At 53.8% G+C, this 18,597-nt stretch carries 18 protein-coding genes; all 18 read left to right on the forward strand.

Annotated elements, in window-relative coordinates:
* Window positions 1-17 precede the first annotated feature (17 nt).
* The 18 genes from gcvH to DFP95_RS15380 all read left to right on the forward strand — a co-directional run bounded on the left by gcvH (window position 18) and on the right by DFP95_RS15380 (window position 18,521).
* Window positions 18-407: a glycine cleavage system protein GcvH gene (gene gcvH / locus DFP95_RS15295; protein WP_115993516.1), complete on the forward strand. Its 390-nt coding sequence runs from the start codon at window positions 18-20 to the stop codon at window positions 405-407.
* Between the two features lie 430 nt (window positions 408-837).
* Window positions 838-1,887: a carbohydrate ABC transporter permease gene (locus DFP95_RS15300; RefSeq protein WP_115993517.1), complete on the forward strand. Its 1,050-nt coding sequence runs from the start codon at window positions 838-840 to the stop codon at window positions 1,885-1,887.
* Window positions 1,888-1,902: 15 nt separating this feature from the next.
* Window positions 1,903-2,799, forward strand: coding sequence for a carbohydrate ABC transporter permease (locus DFP95_RS15305; protein ID WP_115993518.1), 897 nt, complete (start codon window positions 1,903-1,905; stop codon window positions 2,797-2,799).
* A 30-nt stretch (window positions 2,800-2,829) separates the two neighbouring features.
* Window positions 2,830-3,726, forward strand: a complete 897-nt coding sequence (locus DFP95_RS15310; protein WP_115993519.1) for an HAD family hydrolase — start codon at window positions 2,830-2,832, stop codon at window positions 3,724-3,726.
* A 2-nt stretch (window positions 3,727-3,728) separates the two neighbouring features.
* Window positions 3,729-5,129 carry an MBL fold metallo-hydrolase gene (locus DFP95_RS15315; protein ID WP_115993520.1) on the forward strand — a complete coding sequence of 467 codons (1,401 nt, stop codon included), beginning with the start codon at window positions 3,729-3,731 and terminating at the stop codon, window positions 5,127-5,129.
* 52 nt (window positions 5,130-5,181) lie between these two features.
* Window positions 5,182-6,582: an ABC transporter substrate-binding protein gene (locus DFP95_RS15320; RefSeq protein WP_115993521.1), complete on the forward strand. Its 1,401-nt coding sequence runs from the start codon at window positions 5,182-5,184 to the stop codon at window positions 6,580-6,582.
* A 7-nt stretch (window positions 6,583-6,589) separates the two neighbouring features.
* A complete protein-coding gene (locus DFP95_RS15325) occupies window positions 6,590-7,363 on the forward strand; it encodes a DeoR/GlpR family DNA-binding transcription regulator (RefSeq protein WP_115993522.1) in 774 nt (257 codons plus the stop codon).
* 129 nt (window positions 7,364-7,492) lie between these two features.
* Entirely contained in the window at window positions 7,493-9,076 is a 1,584-nt protein-coding gene (locus DFP95_RS15330; RefSeq protein ID WP_115993523.1) for a hypothetical protein, read from the forward strand.
* Between the two features lie 100 nt (window positions 9,077-9,176).
* Window positions 9,177-9,695: a DUF302 domain-containing protein gene (locus DFP95_RS15335; RefSeq protein ID WP_245987685.1), complete on the forward strand. Its 519-nt coding sequence runs from the start codon at window positions 9,177-9,179 to the stop codon at window positions 9,693-9,695.
* Window positions 9,696-10,040: 345 nt separating this feature from the next.
* Entirely contained in the window at window positions 10,041-10,661 is a 621-nt protein-coding gene (locus DFP95_RS15340) for a class I SAM-dependent DNA methyltransferase (RefSeq protein ID WP_115993524.1), read from the forward strand.
* 12 nt (window positions 10,662-10,673) lie between these two features.
* Window positions 10,674-11,180, forward strand: a complete 507-nt coding sequence (locus DFP95_RS15345) for a CYTH domain-containing protein (protein WP_115993525.1) — start codon at window positions 10,674-10,676, stop codon at window positions 11,178-11,180.
* Window positions 11,181-11,317: 137 nt separating this feature from the next.
* Window positions 11,318-11,665, forward strand: coding sequence for a DUF2294 domain-containing protein (locus tag DFP95_RS15350; RefSeq protein WP_115993526.1), 348 nt, complete (start codon window positions 11,318-11,320; stop codon window positions 11,663-11,665).
* A gap of 192 nt (window positions 11,666-11,857) precedes the next feature.
* A complete protein-coding gene (locus tag DFP95_RS15355; protein WP_115993527.1) occupies window positions 11,858-12,988 on the forward strand; it encodes an ABC transporter substrate-binding protein in 1,131 nt (376 codons plus the stop codon).
* A 29-nt stretch (window positions 12,989-13,017) separates the two neighbouring features.
* Window positions 13,018-13,947: a nucleoside hydrolase gene (locus tag DFP95_RS15360; RefSeq protein ID WP_115993528.1), complete on the forward strand. Its 930-nt coding sequence runs from the start codon at window positions 13,018-13,020 to the stop codon at window positions 13,945-13,947.
* Between the two features lie 83 nt (window positions 13,948-14,030).
* Window positions 14,031-14,852, forward strand: a complete 822-nt coding sequence (locus tag DFP95_RS15365; protein WP_115993529.1) for an ABC transporter permease — start codon at window positions 14,031-14,033, stop codon at window positions 14,850-14,852.
* 4 nt (window positions 14,853-14,856) lie between these two features.
* On the forward strand, window positions 14,857-15,645 hold the full coding sequence (locus tag DFP95_RS15370; protein ID WP_115993530.1) for an ABC transporter permease: 789 nt from the start codon (window positions 14,857-14,859) through the stop codon (window positions 15,643-15,645).
* A 38-nt stretch (window positions 15,646-15,683) separates the two neighbouring features.
* Window positions 15,684-16,748, forward strand: a complete 1,065-nt coding sequence (locus DFP95_RS15375) for an ABC transporter ATP-binding protein (RefSeq protein WP_115993531.1) — start codon at window positions 15,684-15,686, stop codon at window positions 16,746-16,748.
* A 63-nt stretch (window positions 16,749-16,811) separates the two neighbouring features.
* A complete protein-coding gene (locus tag DFP95_RS15380) occupies window positions 16,812-18,521 on the forward strand; it encodes an adenine deaminase (protein ID WP_115993532.1) in 1,710 nt (569 codons plus the stop codon).
* Window positions 18,522-18,597: the final 76 nt, after the last annotated feature.

The raw sequence follows: 18,597 nt of genomic DNA on the forward strand, positions 1-18,597 counted from the left end.
AGAAGAGGGTTCTTAGGATGAGCGAAGTCAGGGAGAAGTTGGCATACAGCGAGGAGCACGAATGGGCGGAAGCGGTAGAAGGTCAGATCGTTAGAATCGGCATCACGGATCATGCGCAGAGCCTGCTCGGAGACATCGTGTTCGTCGAGTTCCCGGAATTGGGAGCTAGCGTTAGCTTCGGGGAAAGCATGGGATCGATCGAATCGGTGAAAACCGTGTCCGAGCTGTACAGCCCGGTCACCGGCAAAGTGGTGAAGGTTAACGAAGCGTTGAACGACCAGCCGGAGCTTCTGAACGGCGAACCTTACGAGGGCGGATGGATCGCCGAGATAGAGGTCGAGGGCAGCGTGGAAGAGGCGTTCGGCAAGCTTCTGACGGCGGAAGGCTATAAGGGCATTATCGCGTAAGCAAGGGTTAGACTTGTTGGACTTCTTGAAAACGGCGGTGCGGGGTATTAATCCCGCGCCGTCGTTTTTTTGCGTACAAAATGTTACCTCAGCCAAATAGGCGTGTCGAGCCTATCGAGTGTTAACGCAACTTTAGCTCAGATTAGGCCGATTGTAAATTTTAACGAAATAGACGATTGCGGCCTTTTAACCGCGCGAACCGCCGACGATAAGAGCTGGCGATTTTGGCGTGCGCGGATAGGTCCGTCATGCCCGATTCTTGACAACCTTTACCGTTTGTCAGGCTAACGTTACCGGTTTAACAAAAATCGGCTGAAAATGAGAGGGAAACGGTAATGTCGTTAATCAATCGAGTGCTTGAAGCAAATGTTCGATTAATATTCGCGCTCTAAACTTAAGACATAGGCAAACGATTAGAAGGAGGCCGACTATGCACAAGGAACGGACAACCACCTATGCCTTCAAGATGATACGCCGACATGGACGACCGAGACATAAGGAAGCCTTGATAGGGTTCGCCTATGCGCTCCCCGCGCTGCTATTGCTGCTGTTGTTCCGATTCTGGCCGCTGGGCTTCGGAGTATGGATCAGCTTCTGGAAGTGGGGGTACGTCCCCGAGAAGTTCATCGGCTTCGACAATTATATCCGGATATTCACGGAAGACCTCGTCTATAGAGATCCGAGTCTCGGCTTGCAACTAGGAGCAGTCGGACAGAGCGTTCTGGTTACCTTGTATTACGCGATAGGGACGATTCCCATTACGATCGTACTCGCCTTCCTGATTTCGTACTACTTGTTTCAGAACCGGAAGGGCAAAGGTTTGCTTCGCACGGTGTTCTTCCTCCCGTTCATCACTTCCCAAGTGGCGGCGGCGATCGTCTTTAAGTGGATCTTCCATCCGAACGTCGGCGTAGCGAACTCCATGCTGGAGAAGCTTCGTCTTCCGATTCAGAATTGGTTCGTGGATCCCGACCCGATAGGAATGAAGCTACTTGCTTCCTTAGGCGGACACTGGCCGGATTGGCTGCCGATTCAATTCGGCGGACCGACGCTCGCACTTGCGGTCATCATAATATTCGCGATCTGGAGCAGCCTTGGATTTAACATCGTGATCCTGCTGGCGGGCTTAAGCAACGTTCCGAGCGAGCTGTACGAAGCGGCCCGGATGGACGGGGCGAGAACGCCTACGCTTATCCGCCACGTCACGTTGCCGATGCTATCCCCGATGCTCTTCCTTCTATTAATCATTTCGGTAATCGGCGCATTCGAGTCCTTCAACGCGTTTTATGTTTTTTCCGGCGGAGAGGGAGGTCCTCTAGGAACGACGATGTCGTTGCCGCTCTATATTTTCCGCAGCTTCTACGTCTACGGTCAGGTCGGGTATGCCTCGGCGCTATCGATATGCCTATTCGCCGTCGTGCTGGCGTTGACCTGGATACAGTACAGATTCGGCGAGAAACGAGTCCATTATCAACACTAAGAAGGAGAGTCCGGAATGAACATAACGCAAGATAGATCCCGGCTCAATTCCAGAATCATGTGGGCAGTTGTCACCGCCGTTATCATCGTTCTGGCCGCCCTGTCGCTGTTTCCTTTTCTGTGGATGATCCTCACCTCGTTCAAGTCGGCGGAGGAGATCAACAGAATGCCGCCTACCGTATGGCCGCAATCTTGGCATTTCAGCAACTACGTGCACGCTTGGACGAAGCCGGAATCGGGCTTCGGGCGATATTTCGGTAATACGCTCATCGTTGCCGGGATCGGCACGCTGCTGCAACTCGTCGTGTGCATTCCAGTCGCCTACGCGGTATCCCATTTCCGGTTCAAGGGCCGAGGATTCATCTTCGCGTTGGTCGTCTCCACCATGATGATTCCTTACGATATCACGTTGATTCCCAATTTCGTCACTCTGCGCCACATTCCTTTCGCGGGCGGCAACGATTGGCTGGGGAACGGCGGGCAAGGGTTCTATGACAGCTACATGGGGATGATGCTGCCTTTCTTCGCGGATGCGTTCACCATTTTCCTGCTGCGGCAAGCGTTCCAATCGATTCCCCGGGATTATTGGGAAGCGGCTCAAGTGGACGGGATGAACCATTTCCGCTACCTGTGCACCGTGCTGCTGCCTTTGTCCATGCCGCCGCTCATTACGGCGTCACTGCTCGCGTTTATCGGCAAATGGAACGGGGTCCTATGGCCGCTTCTCATTACCTCGAGCGAATCCTTGCGTCCGCTGCAGGTCGGGCTGCTGTACTTCGTTAGCGAAGAAGGACCGAATTACCAGCATTTGATGGCCGCGTCGACCTTCACTATTTTGCCGATCGTAGTGCTGTACTTCTTATGTCAAAAATGGTTCCATGCCGGCGTTGCGTCGACGGGAATCAAAGGTTAGACGATTAATGCAACCAAGAGGGAGTTTCTTATGAATTGGACAAGCGACATCGAGGTAGTCGTATTGGATATGGACGGCACCTTGTATCAGGATCAAACTTTTATGCGGCGATATCTTTCCTACTTGCTGGAGGGGACGGACCGGCATGCGGACGAAAGCGAGCTTTACGAACAAGTCGAACGGATCTTGGGCGGAAGCCATGCTTGTAAAATCGGATATTTCTACGACCCGTTACACCGGCTTATTCTTCGCCACCGTCAAGGCGAGGTCATAGCCGCGATCTCTTTGGAGGGAGGCGATGCGGACGAGGAGAAGCGTATCGGTCTATATGGCGCGAACAAAAGGGACATGAGCGATTGCATGTACATCGGCGACGGATGGGGAACGATCGGTTTCATGGCCCACTATCTGGGCATAGAGCCCGCCAAGAGAACGGAGGCATTCCTCCGGGTCAGGGAAGAGATGGTATCGGACAAGCTTGGATTTACTCGCCATATTGCGCTGCTTACCGCGGTAAAACGGCTTAAGTCCAAAGGCTACCGCACCCTTCTGATGACGAACTCTCCGGAGCGAAGCTCACGTGAATTCGTAGCCTACATGGGGATGGAAGGCGAGTTCGACGAGGTGCTGTTTAACGCCTCCAAGCCGACGGGGCTTCTGAACCGTCTGCAACGGATGATCGAGGAAGAGGGCGTTCGGCCCGAGACTGTCGTATCCGTCGGAGACCATGCTTGGAACGATCTGTATCCCGTGAAAAAGCTTGGCGGAAGAACGATCTGGATTTCGCCTTACGACAGCTACGACGAAGAACGATGGGATGCGCGGATGAGCGACCCGGACGAGCTTGCGGACTTCCTGGATCGTTTGCCCGATAAATCCCTCTTCATAAATTCCAATTCGAATTCGAATAAAGGAGCGTCGATTTAACCATGGCACAAGAGACGTTAACGTTTTACGGCGGACTAAACACGATCGGCGGGGTTCAGATCGTGTACGGAAGCGGAAATAGCGGACTGGTCTTCGATCTGGGGCTCAAAATGCACGGCATGTTCAACAATCAAGTCACGATCGATCCGCCTTACGGCATCCGTAACCTGCTGTTAACCCGGATGGCTCCGCCCTTGTATAACCTGTACGAGCCGTCGGTCATCGGCGATCTGTCCGAGGGTACCTTCAAGAGGCTGTGGCAGAAGGAGGAGCTTCCGCAATTTACGGATCTGCACGCGTTCGTCAGCCATATCCATCAGGACCATATGGCATTGATGCCTTACCTTAAAGCGGGGACTCCCGTCTACATGCACGGCGATGCTCATTCCGTGTACAAGGGAGTCGTGGCGGCGGGCGAATATCCGGATTCTTCCGCGGTCATTCATCGGGTGGACGATCTTCAAGAGCTAACGATCGGAGATTTCCGGTTGCAGGTCATCGAAGTCGATCACGACACGCCGGGCGTGGCGGGGTTCATCCTGCAAGGACGGGAGCACCGCATCGGATTTACCGCCGATTGGAGACGCCATGGACGGCATTCCGGACGGATGGACCGGTTTATCGATCTTTGCCGGAAAGCCGATGTGGATATCCTGATCACGGAAGGCACGCGACTGCGGCCGGACACGATTTTCCGTAAGCCGATCGATCGCATGGAAACGGATGTGGCCGTGAAGTACAAGGATGTCGCGACTCAGGCTTCCGGTCTTGTCTACGTGAATATCTTAGCGCGCAACGTCGAGCGCGTAGCCGATATCATCATGGCTACGAAAGCGGCAGGACGTACGCTCGTCATGGATGAGACGACCGCCGTTCTGTGGCATGTCGCCGTTACCGAAGGGATTCGTTCGCTGGAGGGCCATCCGGCATTGGAAGCGGATCGCGAGATCGTTCGCATTCTCCCTGCCCGCCATGGAGGCGCGGTTTCCCCGGAAGTCGAGCTCCCTTACGAGACGGTATCGCTAATGGATGTGGTTGCGGACAAAGCCGCGTATTCCGTCTACATGAATTACGCGCTTACGCCTCTCATGGCGGAGCTGGAAGGCCTCGGCGACCAGACGCCTTCCCACTACGTTCATGCGGACGGCGGACCATTGACCTCCCAAGACGATACGCTGCATCGCTGGCTGACGGAATTCGGCGTAACGTACCATTATTGCGCGACGGGCGGACATGCCGCTCCTCAGGAAATCAGCGAGCTCGTCGAAGCGATTCGTCCGAAGGTCGTCATTCCCTTGCACAGCGTGCATCCTTCCTTGTTGGACAGCCGGGGCGTCCGCAAATATTATCCGGGTCACGGCGAGACGATAACGCTCAATCAACTTGTCGATGCAGGCCGTTAAGGCTGATCAGACAGTGAAAATAGATAACTAGATCAGAGGAGTGGACTAATCCATGTATTCATTGATCATTAGAAGGTTAACCGCGTTAACGCTCGTATTAAGCTTGGCTTTACTGGTTGCTTGCGGCAGCCCGAACAACGAGGCCGCATCGGGAGAAACGTCCCTTGCTCCGTCCAGTTCCGCCGCGGAAAGCCAGGCGGCATCCGGCGGTAGCGCCGCGGACGAGCTCGGCAAAAACGGTCCGATTACCATCGATTTCTGGCACATTCAAGCTACCATATACGGAGAAGCCATCAAAGAGATGGTAGCCGAATTCAATAAAGAGTACGAAGGCAAGATCATCGTGAAAGAAACGTTCCAAGGCACTTACGCCGATCTGAACAAGAAGATTCGCGCGGCGCTTCAAGGCGGCGGTCTTCCGACGGTCGCGATGGCATACGAGAGCGATACGCTCGAGTATATGAAGGCGGACCAAATCGTGCCACTGGACAGCTTCATCGCGGATCCGGCCAACGGCCTCAGCCAAGCCGATCTAGATGATATCATGCCGGGCGTGCTTGCCCGTCAACGGATTCCGGCTTACGAAGGCAAAACCATGAGCTGGCCGCACGGGAACAGCGCGATGGGCGTGTACTACAATATCGATTTGCTGCAAAAAGCAGGCATCGAGAAGCCCGCCCAAACTTGGAAGGAATTCGAGCAGCAAGCGATTACGATCGCCGAGAAAACAGGCGTGCCGGCTTTGGTTATCGGCAACGGCACAGGTTCCGCGACTTACGGCGGAACGTTCAGAACATGGCTTCGCACGATGGGCGTCGATCCGATCGCGGCGGACGTCTCGTCCGTCAACCTCGACAATCCGGAAGCGATCGAATTGGCGACGATGATGAAGAACCTGCTCGACAAGAAAGCGATCGTCATGGCCGAGGATACCGAGCAGGAGTTCACGAACGGCCGGGCGGCGATGGAAATCGGCACGACGGCTAGAACCAGCTCCAAGCTGGAGCTCGTTGCGGACAAGTTCAAATGGGGAGTCACGCTTATCCCGCAAGGAGACGCAAGCTCGCAGAAAACGGAGCTTTACGGCGGCAATCAAGTGTTGTTCAAATCTACTCCCGAGCAAGAGCTGGCAGGTTGGATTTTCTTGAAGTATTTCGCCGGATCGAAAGCGCAAGCGATCTACGCGGCCAAAACCGGCTATTTCCCGGCCACGAAGTCGGCCTTGGAAACGGACCTGTTGAAAACGAACTATACCGACAATCCGCAGAAGCAGCAGGCCTTCGACGAAGTGTTCCCTTACGCGACGATCGACGTTCCGACGGCGGCGCGCAGCTCGATCGAAGAAGCGGTTAACTTCGCGGTAGCATCCGTGCTGGCGGGCAAAGCTTCTCCGGCCGACGCGCTTAAGAAAGCGCAAGCCGACGCGACCAAAGCGCTGGCGGATTTCAAATAAGAAGCGCATGAATTCGAATCAGCGCAGAAATAAGATCGCGGAAGTCATCAAGCGGAACGGAAACGTTCTGGTCGACGACTTAGTGAAGGAATACAACGTCTCGGTGGAAACTATCCGCCGGGACTTGCGTATTCTTGACGTCAAGGGCATCTTGCAGAGAACGTACGGAGGGGCGACAAGGCGGGAACAGACAACTTACGAAATGCCCTACTTGGAACGAATCTACTACAACTACGAGAAGAAGGAAGCCATCGCGAAAGCGGCGATCAAGCTGATGGAGAACGGCGACAGCCTGTTTCTGGACGGCAATACGACGGGCATGGTCGTTTCCCGGCAAATTCCGTTGGATCTGGAGCTTATGATCGTGACCAACTCGGTCATGATCGCTTCTCATATTACCGAGAAGGGCGGACGTTCGAAGGTTTTCTTAGTCGGCGGAGAGATGGGGCCTGACGGGATGACGACCGGACATAAGTTCTATCAGGAGCTTAAGCAATACCGGTTCGACAAGGCGATGTTCTCGTGCATGGGGATAACCCCGCAGGGAATCTATTATTCCAAGATCGAACCGTTGAGGACGGCCCATTCCATGGCGGAGCTCAGCAACAGCCTCATTCTGCTGGCGGATTCCTCCAAGCTGAACCGGACCGGCTTCCTGTTCGGCATGGAAGCGAAACGCATAGAAGTATTGGTTACCGACGACGGAGTTCCGTTAGTGACGCTGGACAAGCTGCGCGAATTGATTCCGAAGGTAATCGTCGTAGAGACCTCGGGTCTGTAGTCTGGAGAAGTCCGCGTATATCCGCGGGCTTCTTCTTTATGTCCGAAATTATTGAAATGAAAGAGGAATCGTGTCGAACGAAATCGAAAGAAGTAGAGTGCGGAAATTCCCATACGTTAGGAGATAATGATGCCTAGGACTCCAAAAGACAAAAAGCCGGGCGGGGAGAAAAAGAAATCGATTTCCCCTTCTTCATCGGCTACCAGCGACGCGTTGTTGGAAATGCAAAGCTCTGTCGGCAATCAAGCTACTCAGATGATCCAGACGAATACGACGGCATCCCAGCCGCCGGGGTTCTTTCACTTCGGATCCGGGGGCTTTAACTATCAAGTTCCTCAGATACCGATGATTCAAGAGTTCAATAGAGATCTGGAAGGAAGCTTCGCAAGCGCGCCGAGCGCGAGCGATCAGGAGAGCTTCCCGCATTTGAACCGAATGGAAGGAGAGAGGCGAACGGCTAAGCTGGAGGAGCCTTCCGATCGTGCCGCCTTGGTGAAGGAAGCCAAGAACCAGGGGAGGGCGCACAAGCTGATGAGCTTGGAAGCCCCTTCGTTATTCGAGCCGGATGAAACTTATAAGCTAGGCAGGATTCAGGGCTCGGCAAATCCGTTTCAGAAGAACGAACAGCATTTTTACGACGCGAGCAGCAGCTTTACCCCTTATCCAAGGGAGGCGGAGCATCTGCAGGAGATGGCAACCGGCGAACAAACCGAGCAGGACGTATGGAGAGGGCTCGATGCGAGCAATAGGGGGGAGCGTCCGCCCGAGGCGTTCGCCGATCACGAGAGAACGCTGCAATCCGTTCCTACGATTTTTAATTTGGCGGAGGTTCAACGTTCGAAGCTGATGGGGGCGAGCAGCAATCTGGAAGTCGCCAATCAAGCTCATACTTTAGGTACGCCTAGATCCTTCGAGGACGAGTTCGGGCATACGGAGAAAAGGGAAATGAAGAAAAGAAAGAAAAAAGCGTCCGATGCGGGTTCGGATACGGACTCGGACACGGCGAGCAGTTCCAAGACCGGGAAAGGGAAGCCTTCGGCAAAGAAAAAGAGCAAAACGGACCCGGATACCACGAGTGTCGATTTCAATGTTCCGGGATCCATCGCGGCTACCGGCTCGGGTGCCGTTCATCAATTTCAAGCCGTCGAAAGCTCGATCATGGGCGGAGAAATGTCGGACAAGAGCATTAGGGAAAAAGTGAAACGCGCGCCTAAAGGGAGCAACGTGGAAGAGGCAAGGGACCTAGCGGTACGCAAAAGGGACTCCTTGCTCAGAACCTTCGGAGAACGCATGCAGATGACCGACGTCGATTTCGCCCAGCAAGAGATCGAACCGGCCGATCGCGAAGCGGCGACGATGTCCCGCGTGAGATCGGGAATTCGCCGTAATTCGATGTCCCAGATGGGGTTGCTACGCGGCAATCTAAGAACGTTGGAAAAGAAGAAGAAGGCGGAAGGCATGGACGTGGAAGAGAAGGTCCCTCACTCGAAGGATCCGTTGATCGATAACGAGAGCGAGGTGGATGAGGACTTCATTCCGGAGGTCGATTCTTCCGACGAAAAGTACGAGTACGACGAAGAGAATTCCTCCGACGAAGAAGAGGACATCGTAGCGGATGACGATATCGGTTGGGATGAAGAGGAAGAGGAAGTAGTGTTCGACGAGGACGTCGCTTCCACGAATGAAGAAGAAGAGGAAGAGCCGGGCAAATGATCGGTCTCCTAGGAAGGTCCCGGGTTTCTCATGACATAGCCCCTTACTAGCCGGAATACACCATATTAGAATCCGGGTTAGTCGTACGTCGGGGAGGGAAGTGGAGACGTCGTATTTCGGGAACGCGATGTTGGCCGGAACCTCGTTCGTGCGGGAAGATATCCCGATGGGGCTTAGCTATGAAGCTTTGGTAAAGGCGTTCGAGAGGGAGATGGGAAAATGGGATCCCGTAGTCGATGCGACTCTTGTTCTGGCTAATGCGCCATGGGAGACAGTGGAGGCAGCCTTTGCGGAAATGGCGGGAAAGCATGGACTTATGATCTTTTTTCGTGCGGATCAAGACCGCTTAACGTCGTTAACGAACGGAATTAAACGCTGCTCCCTATACATTGCGGGCAACGGTGTCATCGCCGAGAAAATATTGACGATCGACGTGAGGGCCAGTCTTTACGTTCCGTTTCGCGTTTGCTTATACGACAACGGCTATCCTGGAGGCGCGATTCTCGGGTATGAACCTCTGGCTACCGTCTTGGCCGTATTTCATCAACAGGCTCTAAACGACATCGGACAGTTGCTGGACAGCAGAATTTTTACTCTGGGAGCAACTTTGAGCGAATAGCACCGCCAGGCACGCTTATTTTTACTCTGGGAGCAACTTTGAGTCAAATAGCACCGCCAGGCATGCTTATTTTTCTCAGGGAGCAACTTTGAGCGAAATAGCACCGCCAGGCACGCTTATTTTTACTCTGGGAGCAACTTTGAGGCAAATAGCACCGCCAGGCACGCTTATTTTTACTCTGGGAGCAACTTTGAGGGAAATAGCACCGCCAGGCAGGCTTATTTTTCTCTGGGAGCGACTTTGAGGTAAAATAGTACAGCCAGGCACGCTTATTTCTACTCGCTGGGTGAACTAAGTAGTAATGATATAACTTAATAAGGATGAGAAATAAAGGAGCTTCGGGAAATGACTCGCAACGACAACGAGAAGGAAGCGCTGAGGCAAGCGTATAATAACTTTGCAGAGCAAAGAAACCAGGCTCAGATGGAGCCGTGGAAATTCAAGGAACGGCAGAGCTTCCTGCAGACGCTAGCCGAGGAGGACAAAAACTCCATCCTGGAGCTGGGATCCGGAACGGGCCGCGACGGGGCATACTTCAAGGAAAACCGATTCGATGTCGTCTGCGTGGATTTATCCGACGAGATGGTGCGACTGTGCCTGGAAAAAGGGTTGGACGCTCGGAGGGCGGACTTCGGCAGTTTGGATTTCGCGCCGGAGCAATTCGAGGCCGTCTATGCGATGAATAGTCTTCTTCATGTTCCGAAGTCCGACTTGGACGAGATTCTGGATCAGATTTACCGCGTCCTAAAGCCCGGAGGATTATTCTTCTTCGGAGTATACGGCGGGGATAACTCGGAGGGAATCTGGGAAAACGATCCTTACGAGCCTAAGCGTTATTTCTCCATGTACGAGGACGAAGAACTGGTCGAAGCCGCGAAGCGATGGTTCGCGGTCGAGGATTTCCATACGGTTGAACTACAAGAGGGTAAACCCCATTTTCAATCTTTACTGCTGCGCAAGGAATAGGAGGAGTACGAGTTGTCATTGGAAATTGAAAAGAAGTTCCTGCTGACGGAATTCCCGGCGAGATGGATAGAAGACGGTTCGTTGAGAATTCGCTCCGATCAGAGGATCGAGCAGACGTACTTGGCGATGGACGAGACACAGGAACTGCGAGTGCGCAAAATTACCGATCTTGGAAGCGGCGCGGTAACTTATAGGCAGACCTTCAAGAAGGGCCACGGTCTTGTCCGCGAAGAGATCGAATACGAAATCTCGGAGGGAATCTTCGACCAAATCATGCAAGCGTTCGAAGCGACGCCGCTTATAAAACGAAGGGTTACCGTGGATTGGAAGGGCTTCGGGATCGAAATCGATTGCTACGAGCATATCGATCTGATCGTTGCAGAGGTAGAGTTCGAATCCGTCGAGGCAGCGGATGCTTTCGTGGCGCCGGATTGGATCGTTAGGGATATTAGCTCGGAGAGGGAATACAGCAATAAGAAGATGTGGAAAGAGGTTCAGGGAAAGGGTTCTTCAGCCTAAGAAACAATTCTGCGTTTCCACATTTTATGCATGTCATCTATTGTTACATAGTGGTTGTCGAACTATGAGGATTTATGTATAATAAACAATATTAATAGTCCAAATGTTCGGATATACCGAGATTTGAAGGTGAAACCATGAGGCACTTGGACACGAACGAGCACAAAAAGAGAATGTGTCAGCTATACAACGAGATATCGAAGGAATTGTTCGGCTTCGGCACGACTCTCTTAAGGGCGACCGTTGACGGAGATATCGTAACCCTCGTTGCCAAGCACCGTCGTTCCCCGCGTTCCGACGCCATGGAGAAGGAATCCCCCGGCTTGAAGCTGGAAGTGGATTTCCGCATGTCGCTTCTTTATAAGAAGAAATTTCGGGAGAAGCTGGAGACGGAGATGGAGCTGTCGATCGATGCGGTGTTGAGGGATTACGATTCCGCCACTCAGTGGGCCATAACGAACGTGATCTTGCGAAGCTCGGATTGAAATTCGGATTCTTGCCGATAATTGAATATAACGGTTGGTTCCTTCGGATCGATTCTGAGGGTAAATCCATTTAAGCGCAACGGGTGGCTGACTTTCTTTGTTTACAAAGAAAAGCGTTCTTGTTTATTCAAGAATGCTTTTCTTTTTGTTTTATATTGCTGTGCCAATACGACACTCCGGGAGGAACAAAAGATGAGTAAGAAATGGATGGGTTTTACGATGGCAACCGCGCTGGTATCTCTGACGCTGTTGGCAGGCTGCGGCAACAACGCGAATAACGCGGGAGAGAGTCCGGCCGCAAGCTCGCCGGCGACTTCGTCCGCTCCGGCGGACGGCTCGGCATCCCCGGACGCGCCTGCGGGCGATCCGACTAAGCTGGTCATCTCCACTTGGGGCTTCTCCGCGGAATTCTTCGACGCGGAGGTATTCGGACCCTTCGAGAAAGCGCACAATGTAAAGATCGTACTGGAGACCGGCAACAACGCCGATCGCTTGAACAAGATCCGCCAAGGTACCTCGGATATCGACGTGGTCTATCTGTCCGACTATTATGCGCAGCAAGCGATCGACGAAGGCTTATTCGAGAAGATCGATCCGACCAAGATTCCGAACATTCAGAATATCTTCAGCATCGCCCAAGCGCCGCTTGGAGTCGATTACGGACCCGCCTACACGGTCGGCCAGCTCGGCATCGCGTACAATCCCGATATGGTGGACAAGGAAATTACTTCATGGAGCGATCTATGGGACCCGAGCTTAAAGAATAACTTGACTATGCCGAACATTACCGGAACGGCGGGACCTATGGTCGTGGATGCCGCTTCGCGCGTTGCGGGCAACAGCACTTTCAACGAGGATGCGGCTTTCTCGAAGCTCGCGGAGCTTAAAGACAACGTCGTGAAATTTTACGGCCAGACGTCCGAGTTCGTGAACATGTTCGCGCAGCAAGAAATCGCGGGCGGTCCGATCATGGAATCGTACTTCAAGGATCTGCAAGCCGCCGTTCCCGGCGCGAAATTCGTTAAGCCCGCTGAAGGCGGATATGCCGTCATGAACACGCTTAACGTCGTTAAGGGATCGAAGAACAAGGAGCTTGCCGAGGCGTTCATCGACTGGCAATTAAGCAAGGAAGTTCAAGAGAAATCCGCCAAAGCCAAGGTCGACTCGCCGGTGAACAAGGACGTGCAGCTGACGGAAGAGGAAGCCAAAGGAGTTACTTACGGCGCCGAAGTCATCGAGAAGCTCAATAAGCTGGATATGGCGTTCGTTAACAAAAACATAGCCAATTGGACCGACCGCTGGAACAAAGAAGTCGCGAACTAACGGTCGGATTATAAGGAGACGAAGCGCAAATGAGTAAGCGAGTCATCTTGGACGTGGATACCGGCATCGACGATGCGCTGGGAATTCTCTTGGCGGTGAAGAGCGGCAAGCTTAAGATCGAGGGAGTTACGACCGTATGCGGCAACGTATCGCTCGAGCAGGCAACGTTGAATACATGCAAAATTCTCGAGCTTGCGGGGGCGGAGGATATTCCCGTCTATGCCGGAGCCTCCGCTCCGCTTATCCGCAAGTCCCATTACGAGCACCGGGTGCACGGTTCCGACGGGTTGGGCGGAGCGCTCTCCGATAGAGTGCCGGTTAAGCAACCCGAAGCGGGCTTCGGGCCAAGCTTCATCGTGGAGACGGCGCTTCGCTATTCCGGCGATCTTACGCTCATCATGACCGCGCCGCTCACCAATCTAGCCATCGCGCTTCAGCAATGCCCGGATCTGCCCCGCCATATCAGAGAAGTCATCTATATGGGGGGCGTCGTTCAGGGACCCGGCAACGTAACGCCTTCGGCGGAATACAACATCTATGCCGATCCCGAAGCGGCAAGGCTAGTCGTCGATGCCGGATTCGAGAGTTTGACGCAAGTCGGACTGGATGTCACGCGGAAGGCGCTTCTGACCGAGGGACACATCGAGTTGCTGACCGAACCGGCTATTCGGAATTATGTGCAAGAGAGTACGGCGATCTATATCGATCGCTATGAATTCGTAAACGGCGTGCGCGCCTGCGCTTTGCACGATCCGCTTGCCGTCGGCGTGGCGATCTGGCCGGAGCTCGTGGAGGCGAAGGAATACTTCGTCGACGTCGAAACGACAAGCCGCCTGAACGACGGTCGAACGGTATGCGACGTTCAGAATAGGTTAGGTCATCCGCCGAATGTTCGCGTCTGCGAGCAGGTCGATTCGGAGAGCTTTCTAGATCGATTTATCTCATCGCTGAATTCGTAGCGCACAATCAGCCGTTCCGCCGATACCGAATATTTCTCCCGCCGCTTGGCAGTCGGCAAGGAGTCTAGCATAGGAGTTGCGTGATGAAAAAATCCGTGCTGTACGGGCTGCTGCTCCCGGGATTGCTCTTTCTGGGAATCTTCATGGTCATTCCGATCGTGCTTACGATCGGATCGACCTTCTATCATGACGGGACATTGACGTTGAGCGGCTATACCCACTTCTTCGGAGATTCGTATTTCAACCAAATTCTGCTCACGACGGTCGTAGTCAGCTTGATCACGACGTTGCTGTGCTTGGCGCTCGGGTTTCCGACCGCGTACTACATCTCCAGGAAGACGGCTCGCAGCAAGGGCATCCTGCTCGCGATAGCCATCTTTCCGTTGCTCACCAGTCCCATCGTTCGCTCGTTTAGCTGGATGATCATTCTCGGCCGTAAAGGCCTGATCAACGACGCCATCGTCGGTTTAGGCTTGTCGGACAAACCTCTCGACATTTTGTATACGCCAACCGCGATCGTCATCGGCTTGACGCATCTATTCCTGCCGATCATGATTATCTCGCTCGTCGGCGTGCTCGAGAATATCGATACTGATCTCGTGATTGCGGCCCAGAGTCTTGGGGCTTCCCGCATGTCCGCGTTTGTCCGGATCGTATTCCCGCTGGCATTGCCGGGCATTGTCATCGGCGCCGTGCTCGTATTCGTAGGAAGCCTGACGGCGTATACGACTCCGGCGTTGCTCGGCGGCAAGCAACGCGTCATCTCTACTTTTCTGTATCAGAACGCCATGACGCTTAACGACTGGTTTCTGGCGTCGGTTATCGCCGTCATCATGATCGCCATTACCTTTATCGTCGTCGGTTTAATGAACCGAGCGGCTCGTCAATTAAATCCGAAGGGGTAGAAGCATGCGGGAAAAACATTTCGGACTGGGCTTATTCAGCCTGCTTGTCTTCGTCTTTCTTCTCGGTCCGCTGCTCATTATCTTCGCGACTTCGTTCGAGCCGGGAATCGTGCTTCAATTCCCGCCGGACGGGTTTTCCTTCCGCTGGTACGAGCAGATTTTCAAAGTGGAAGGTTTTCTGCGCACGTTCAAGACTTCGATCGCGATCTCGCTGCTAGGCAACGTATTCGCGCTATTGTTCGGTATTCCCGCGGCGTATGCCCTCAGCCGTTCTTCCTTTCGAGGTAAGGAGCTGATCAACGGCTTATTCCTCTCGCCGATTCTGATTCCCGGCATCGTGCTGGGGTTCACTTTAATGAAATATTTGATCGTGGTATATCATTTGCCCATGTATGCCGGCTTGCTGATCGGACATACCGTCATTATGCTGCCTTTCATCGTCAGGGTCGTGGCTTCGAGCCTGTCCACTTTCGATTTCGCCATCGAGGAGGCCGCATTGAGCTTAGGCGCCGGAAGAATGTCCGCGTTCTTCAAGGTAGTGCTGCCCAACATCCGTTCCGGCATTATCGCCTCCATGCTGATCGCGTTCTTGGAGTCGTTCAACAATATCGATATTTCGGTTTATATGACCGGACCTGGAGTCAGTACGCTGCCGATCGAGATGCTAACTTACGTGGAAAACCATTTCGATCCTACCATCGCGGCGATTTCCGTGCTTCTCATGGTGCTGACCGGCGTGCTGATGCTCGTGATCGAACGCTTGATGGGGCTTTCCCAGTTCACTCGACGGTAAGCGATTCAACATTACGGTAAAGGAGGCTCTGATAAGCTATGACACTGCTAACGCTGGAAAGCGTCTCGGTCGCTTACGGGAGCCAGACGATATTGAAGGATTTGAATTTAGACGTGGAGAAGGGACAACTGCTTTCCCTTCTCGGCCCTAGCGGCTGCGGAAAGACGACGACCTTAAGGTTGATCGCCGGGTTTCTGGAAGCCAAAGAGGGAACATTCCGGTTCGCCGGCGATGATTATACGAGAAAACCCGTGAATAAACGGAACTTCGGCATCGTATTCCAAAGCTATGCTCTGTTCCCGCATATGTCGGTATTCGATAACGTTGCGTTCGGACTGAGAATGCGCAAGACGAAGGAAACCGACGTCAAGTCCCGCGTGAAGCGTATTCTGGAGGTCGTCAGTCTCGGAGGCTTCGAGACGAGGTTCCCGAAGGAGCTTTCGGGAGGGCAGAGGCAACGGGTCGCCATCGCCAGAGCGCTAGTCATCGAGCCCGATCTGCTTCTATTCGACGAGCCTCTCAGCAATCTCGACGCGAATCTGCGTTCCGGCATGCGCGTGGAAATCCGCCGAATTCAGCAGGAGCTTGGCATTACGACGCTATACGTCTCCCACGATCAAGAGGAATGCTTCTCCATCTCCGACCGGGTCGCGGTCATGAACAAAGGGCTGATCGAGCAGATCGACCGTCCGGAAACGATCTTCAAGTATCCGGCTACGGAATTCGTGGCTCGGTTTATCGGCTTTCATAATTTCTTGAATTTCACCGAGCGCGCGGAATCCGAAGGGGTCATCTCGCTTCGGGCAGGCGAGCATCTGTTTACGGCCGTCGCTAATCCCGGCACAACGCGCCCCGGCGCGCTCAAAGGAGCTATTCGTCCCGACGACCTCGTAGTCGCTGCCGAGGATAGATCGGGACCGGGCGTTATCGGGTCCTTGCCCGGAATCGTGAAGGTCAGCACCTATCTAGGCAGGAGCTACCAATATGTCGTGGAGACGGCGCTCGGCAACTTCACGGCCAATCAGGAGATGGAGAAACCGTTTTACAGCGGACAATCGGTTACCCTGCGGTTTCCGCCCGACAAGCTGGTGCTCGTCGATTGATAGCGGACGCCGTCCGCGCAGATCGGCAGCTTCATTTTCCAGGATAGGAGAGACTTTGAACCCATGAAGGCAGACCAATTGATTACTAACGCGAAGGTGTTCAACAGTTACTATAAAAAGTTTCAAGATGCCGATGTCGCCGTGGCGGATGGAAAAATACTTTACGTCGGCCCCGGAGGCCCGGGGTTGTTCGAGGCAAACGAATACGTGGACGGTAGCGGCAAATACTTGATTCCCGGACTTATCGACATTCACCTTCATATCGAAAGCTCGATGGTGACCCCTTCGACGTTCTCTTACGCGATTATCCGTTGCGGAGTCACGACGGTCGTACCGGAGCCGCACGAAATGGCCAACGTGTTCGGCGTGGAGGGAGTCAAAGAAATGATAGCGGCAGGCCGGGAATGCGAAGCGGACATGTTCTACGCGATTCCTAGCTCCGTTCCGGCTACCCCGATGGAGACGACGGGCGGTTCTATCGACATTCCCGATATCGACGAGCTGTTGCGGGGCGGAGGGATCATTTGCCTTGGCGAAATTATGAACTACGTGGACGTGATACGCGATCCGGATTGCAAAACGAATCACATTCTGCGCTACATTCAAAGCAACTATCCCGAGCTGATTATAGAAGGCCATGTTCCGAAAATTATGGGGCTGGATTTGCATAGGCTTGTCCACGCGGGCGTCGGATCCGACCATACGCATCAAAGCATCGAAGGGCTTGAAGCTCGCATCGCGGCGGGAATGTTCATTGAAATTCAGGAGAAGTCGATGACTCCCGAAATAATGGACTATTTCGGCACGCATGACGTGGCCGAGCGCTTCTGCTTCGTCACCGACGACGTCATGCCGGATACTCTCGTGGAGCGCGGCCATCTCGACCATCTCGTCCGTAAGGCAATCGGGATGGGAATGCGCCCCGAGGACGCGATTTACGCGGCAACCTATACGCCGGCATCGAGAATGCGTATGCAAGACCGGGGAAGCATCGCGCCTGGAAAGATCGCCGATTTCGTGCTCGTATCCGATCCCTCGAAGATGGATATCAGGCAAGTTTATAAACGGGGTCGCAAAGTATACGACGTCGAGAATGAATACGTACAGGCAACATCGTCGGGCCAATTTCCGGAATCCTTTTACGCAAGCGTCCGACTGGATCCGCTGTCGGTTCGGGATTTTGCGGTTGCAACGGAGACCGATGACGGGACGCATCAATTCCGGGTGATGGTCGTGAAGGACGGTTCGACCTTCGTGGAGGAGCAGCACTCCCCCGTCGCAAGCAAGGGCGGAGAATTGCTATGGGAAGAAAGCGGGCATGCGCTTATCGCCACCTTCGAACGCTATGGCATCAACGGCAACCGGGCTTATGGCTTGATCGGCGGCGACACGATTAAACGAGGCGCGATCGCGACGACTTACTCTCACGACAACCACAATCTGCTCGTCGTCGGACGAAACGCGGAAGACATGATGACGGCGGCGAACGCCGTCATCGGAAGCCAAGGGGGCTTCTGCGTAGTAGAAGACGGCAAGGTGCTATCGCATCTGGAGCTCCCGGTTGGCGGTATCTTGACCGAGGAGCCGCTCGAGATCACCTCTAGGAAGGTGAAGGAGCTACGCGAGGCGATGCTGTCGCTGGGGTATGTACATTACAACCCGATCATGTCTATAAGCACCCATTCCCTTACGGTTAGTCCCGCGCTCAAGATCACCGACCACGGTCTTATCGACGTTAATGCGGGAGAAGTCGTCCCATTGCTGGTTAAATAATGAGGAAATCCGCTTCGAAACGACTTCCTACGAACGGCAACAAGGGCCGGGAAGCACCTTATTAAAGGTGTTCCCG

Origin of the sequence: Cohnella lupini (assembly GCF_003386205.1) — a bacterium.
GTDB lineage: Bacteria > Bacillota > Bacilli > Paenibacillales > Paenibacillaceae > Cohnella > Cohnella lupini.

Coding starts and splice junctions, on each gene's coding strand:
- DFP95_RS15350 (WP_115993526.1), top strand. CDS start 11,318: ATGAGGCACTTGGACACGAACGAGCACAAAAAGAGAATGTGTCAGCTA.
- DFP95_RS15300 (WP_115993517.1), top strand. CDS start 838: ATGCACAAGGAACGGACAACCACCTATGCCTTCAAGATGATACGCCGA.
- DFP95_RS15360 (WP_115993528.1), top strand. CDS start 13,018: ATGAGTAAGCGAGTCATCTTGGACGTGGATACCGGCATCGACGATGCG.
- gcvH (WP_115993516.1), top strand. CDS start 18: ATGAGCGAAGTCAGGGAGAAGTTGGCATACAGCGAGGAGCACGAATGG.
- DFP95_RS15340 (WP_115993524.1), top strand. CDS start 10,041: ATGACTCGCAACGACAACGAGAAGGAAGCGCTGAGGCAAGCGTATAAT.
- DFP95_RS15305 (WP_115993518.1), top strand. CDS start 1,903: ATGAACATAACGCAAGATAGATCCCGGCTCAATTCCAGAATCATGTGG.
- DFP95_RS15355 (WP_115993527.1), top strand. CDS start 11,858: ATGAGTAAGAAATGGATGGGTTTTACGATGGCAACCGCGCTGGTATCT.
- DFP95_RS15370 (WP_115993530.1), top strand. CDS start 14,857: ATGCGGGAAAAACATTTCGGACTGGGCTTATTCAGCCTGCTTGTCTTC.
- DFP95_RS15365 (WP_115993529.1), top strand. CDS start 14,031: ATGAAAAAATCCGTGCTGTACGGGCTGCTGCTCCCGGGATTGCTCTTT.
- DFP95_RS15320 (WP_115993521.1), top strand. CDS start 5,182: ATGTATTCATTGATCATTAGAAGGTTAACCGCGTTAACGCTCGTATTA.
- DFP95_RS15315 (WP_115993520.1), top strand. CDS start 3,729: ATGGCACAAGAGACGTTAACGTTTTACGGCGGACTAAACACGATCGGC.
- DFP95_RS15330 (WP_115993523.1), top strand. CDS start 7,493: ATGCCTAGGACTCCAAAAGACAAAAAGCCGGGCGGGGAGAAAAAGAAA.
- DFP95_RS15310 (WP_115993519.1), top strand. CDS start 2,830: ATGAATTGGACAAGCGACATCGAGGTAGTCGTATTGGATATGGACGGC.
- DFP95_RS15380 (WP_115993532.1), top strand. CDS start 16,812: ATGAAGGCAGACCAATTGATTACTAACGCGAAGGTGTTCAACAGTTAC.
- DFP95_RS15325 (WP_115993522.1), top strand. CDS start 6,590: ATGAATTCGAATCAGCGCAGAAATAAGATCGCGGAAGTCATCAAGCGG.
- DFP95_RS15375 (WP_115993531.1), top strand. CDS start 15,684: ATGACACTGCTAACGCTGGAAAGCGTCTCGGTCGCTTACGGGAGCCAG.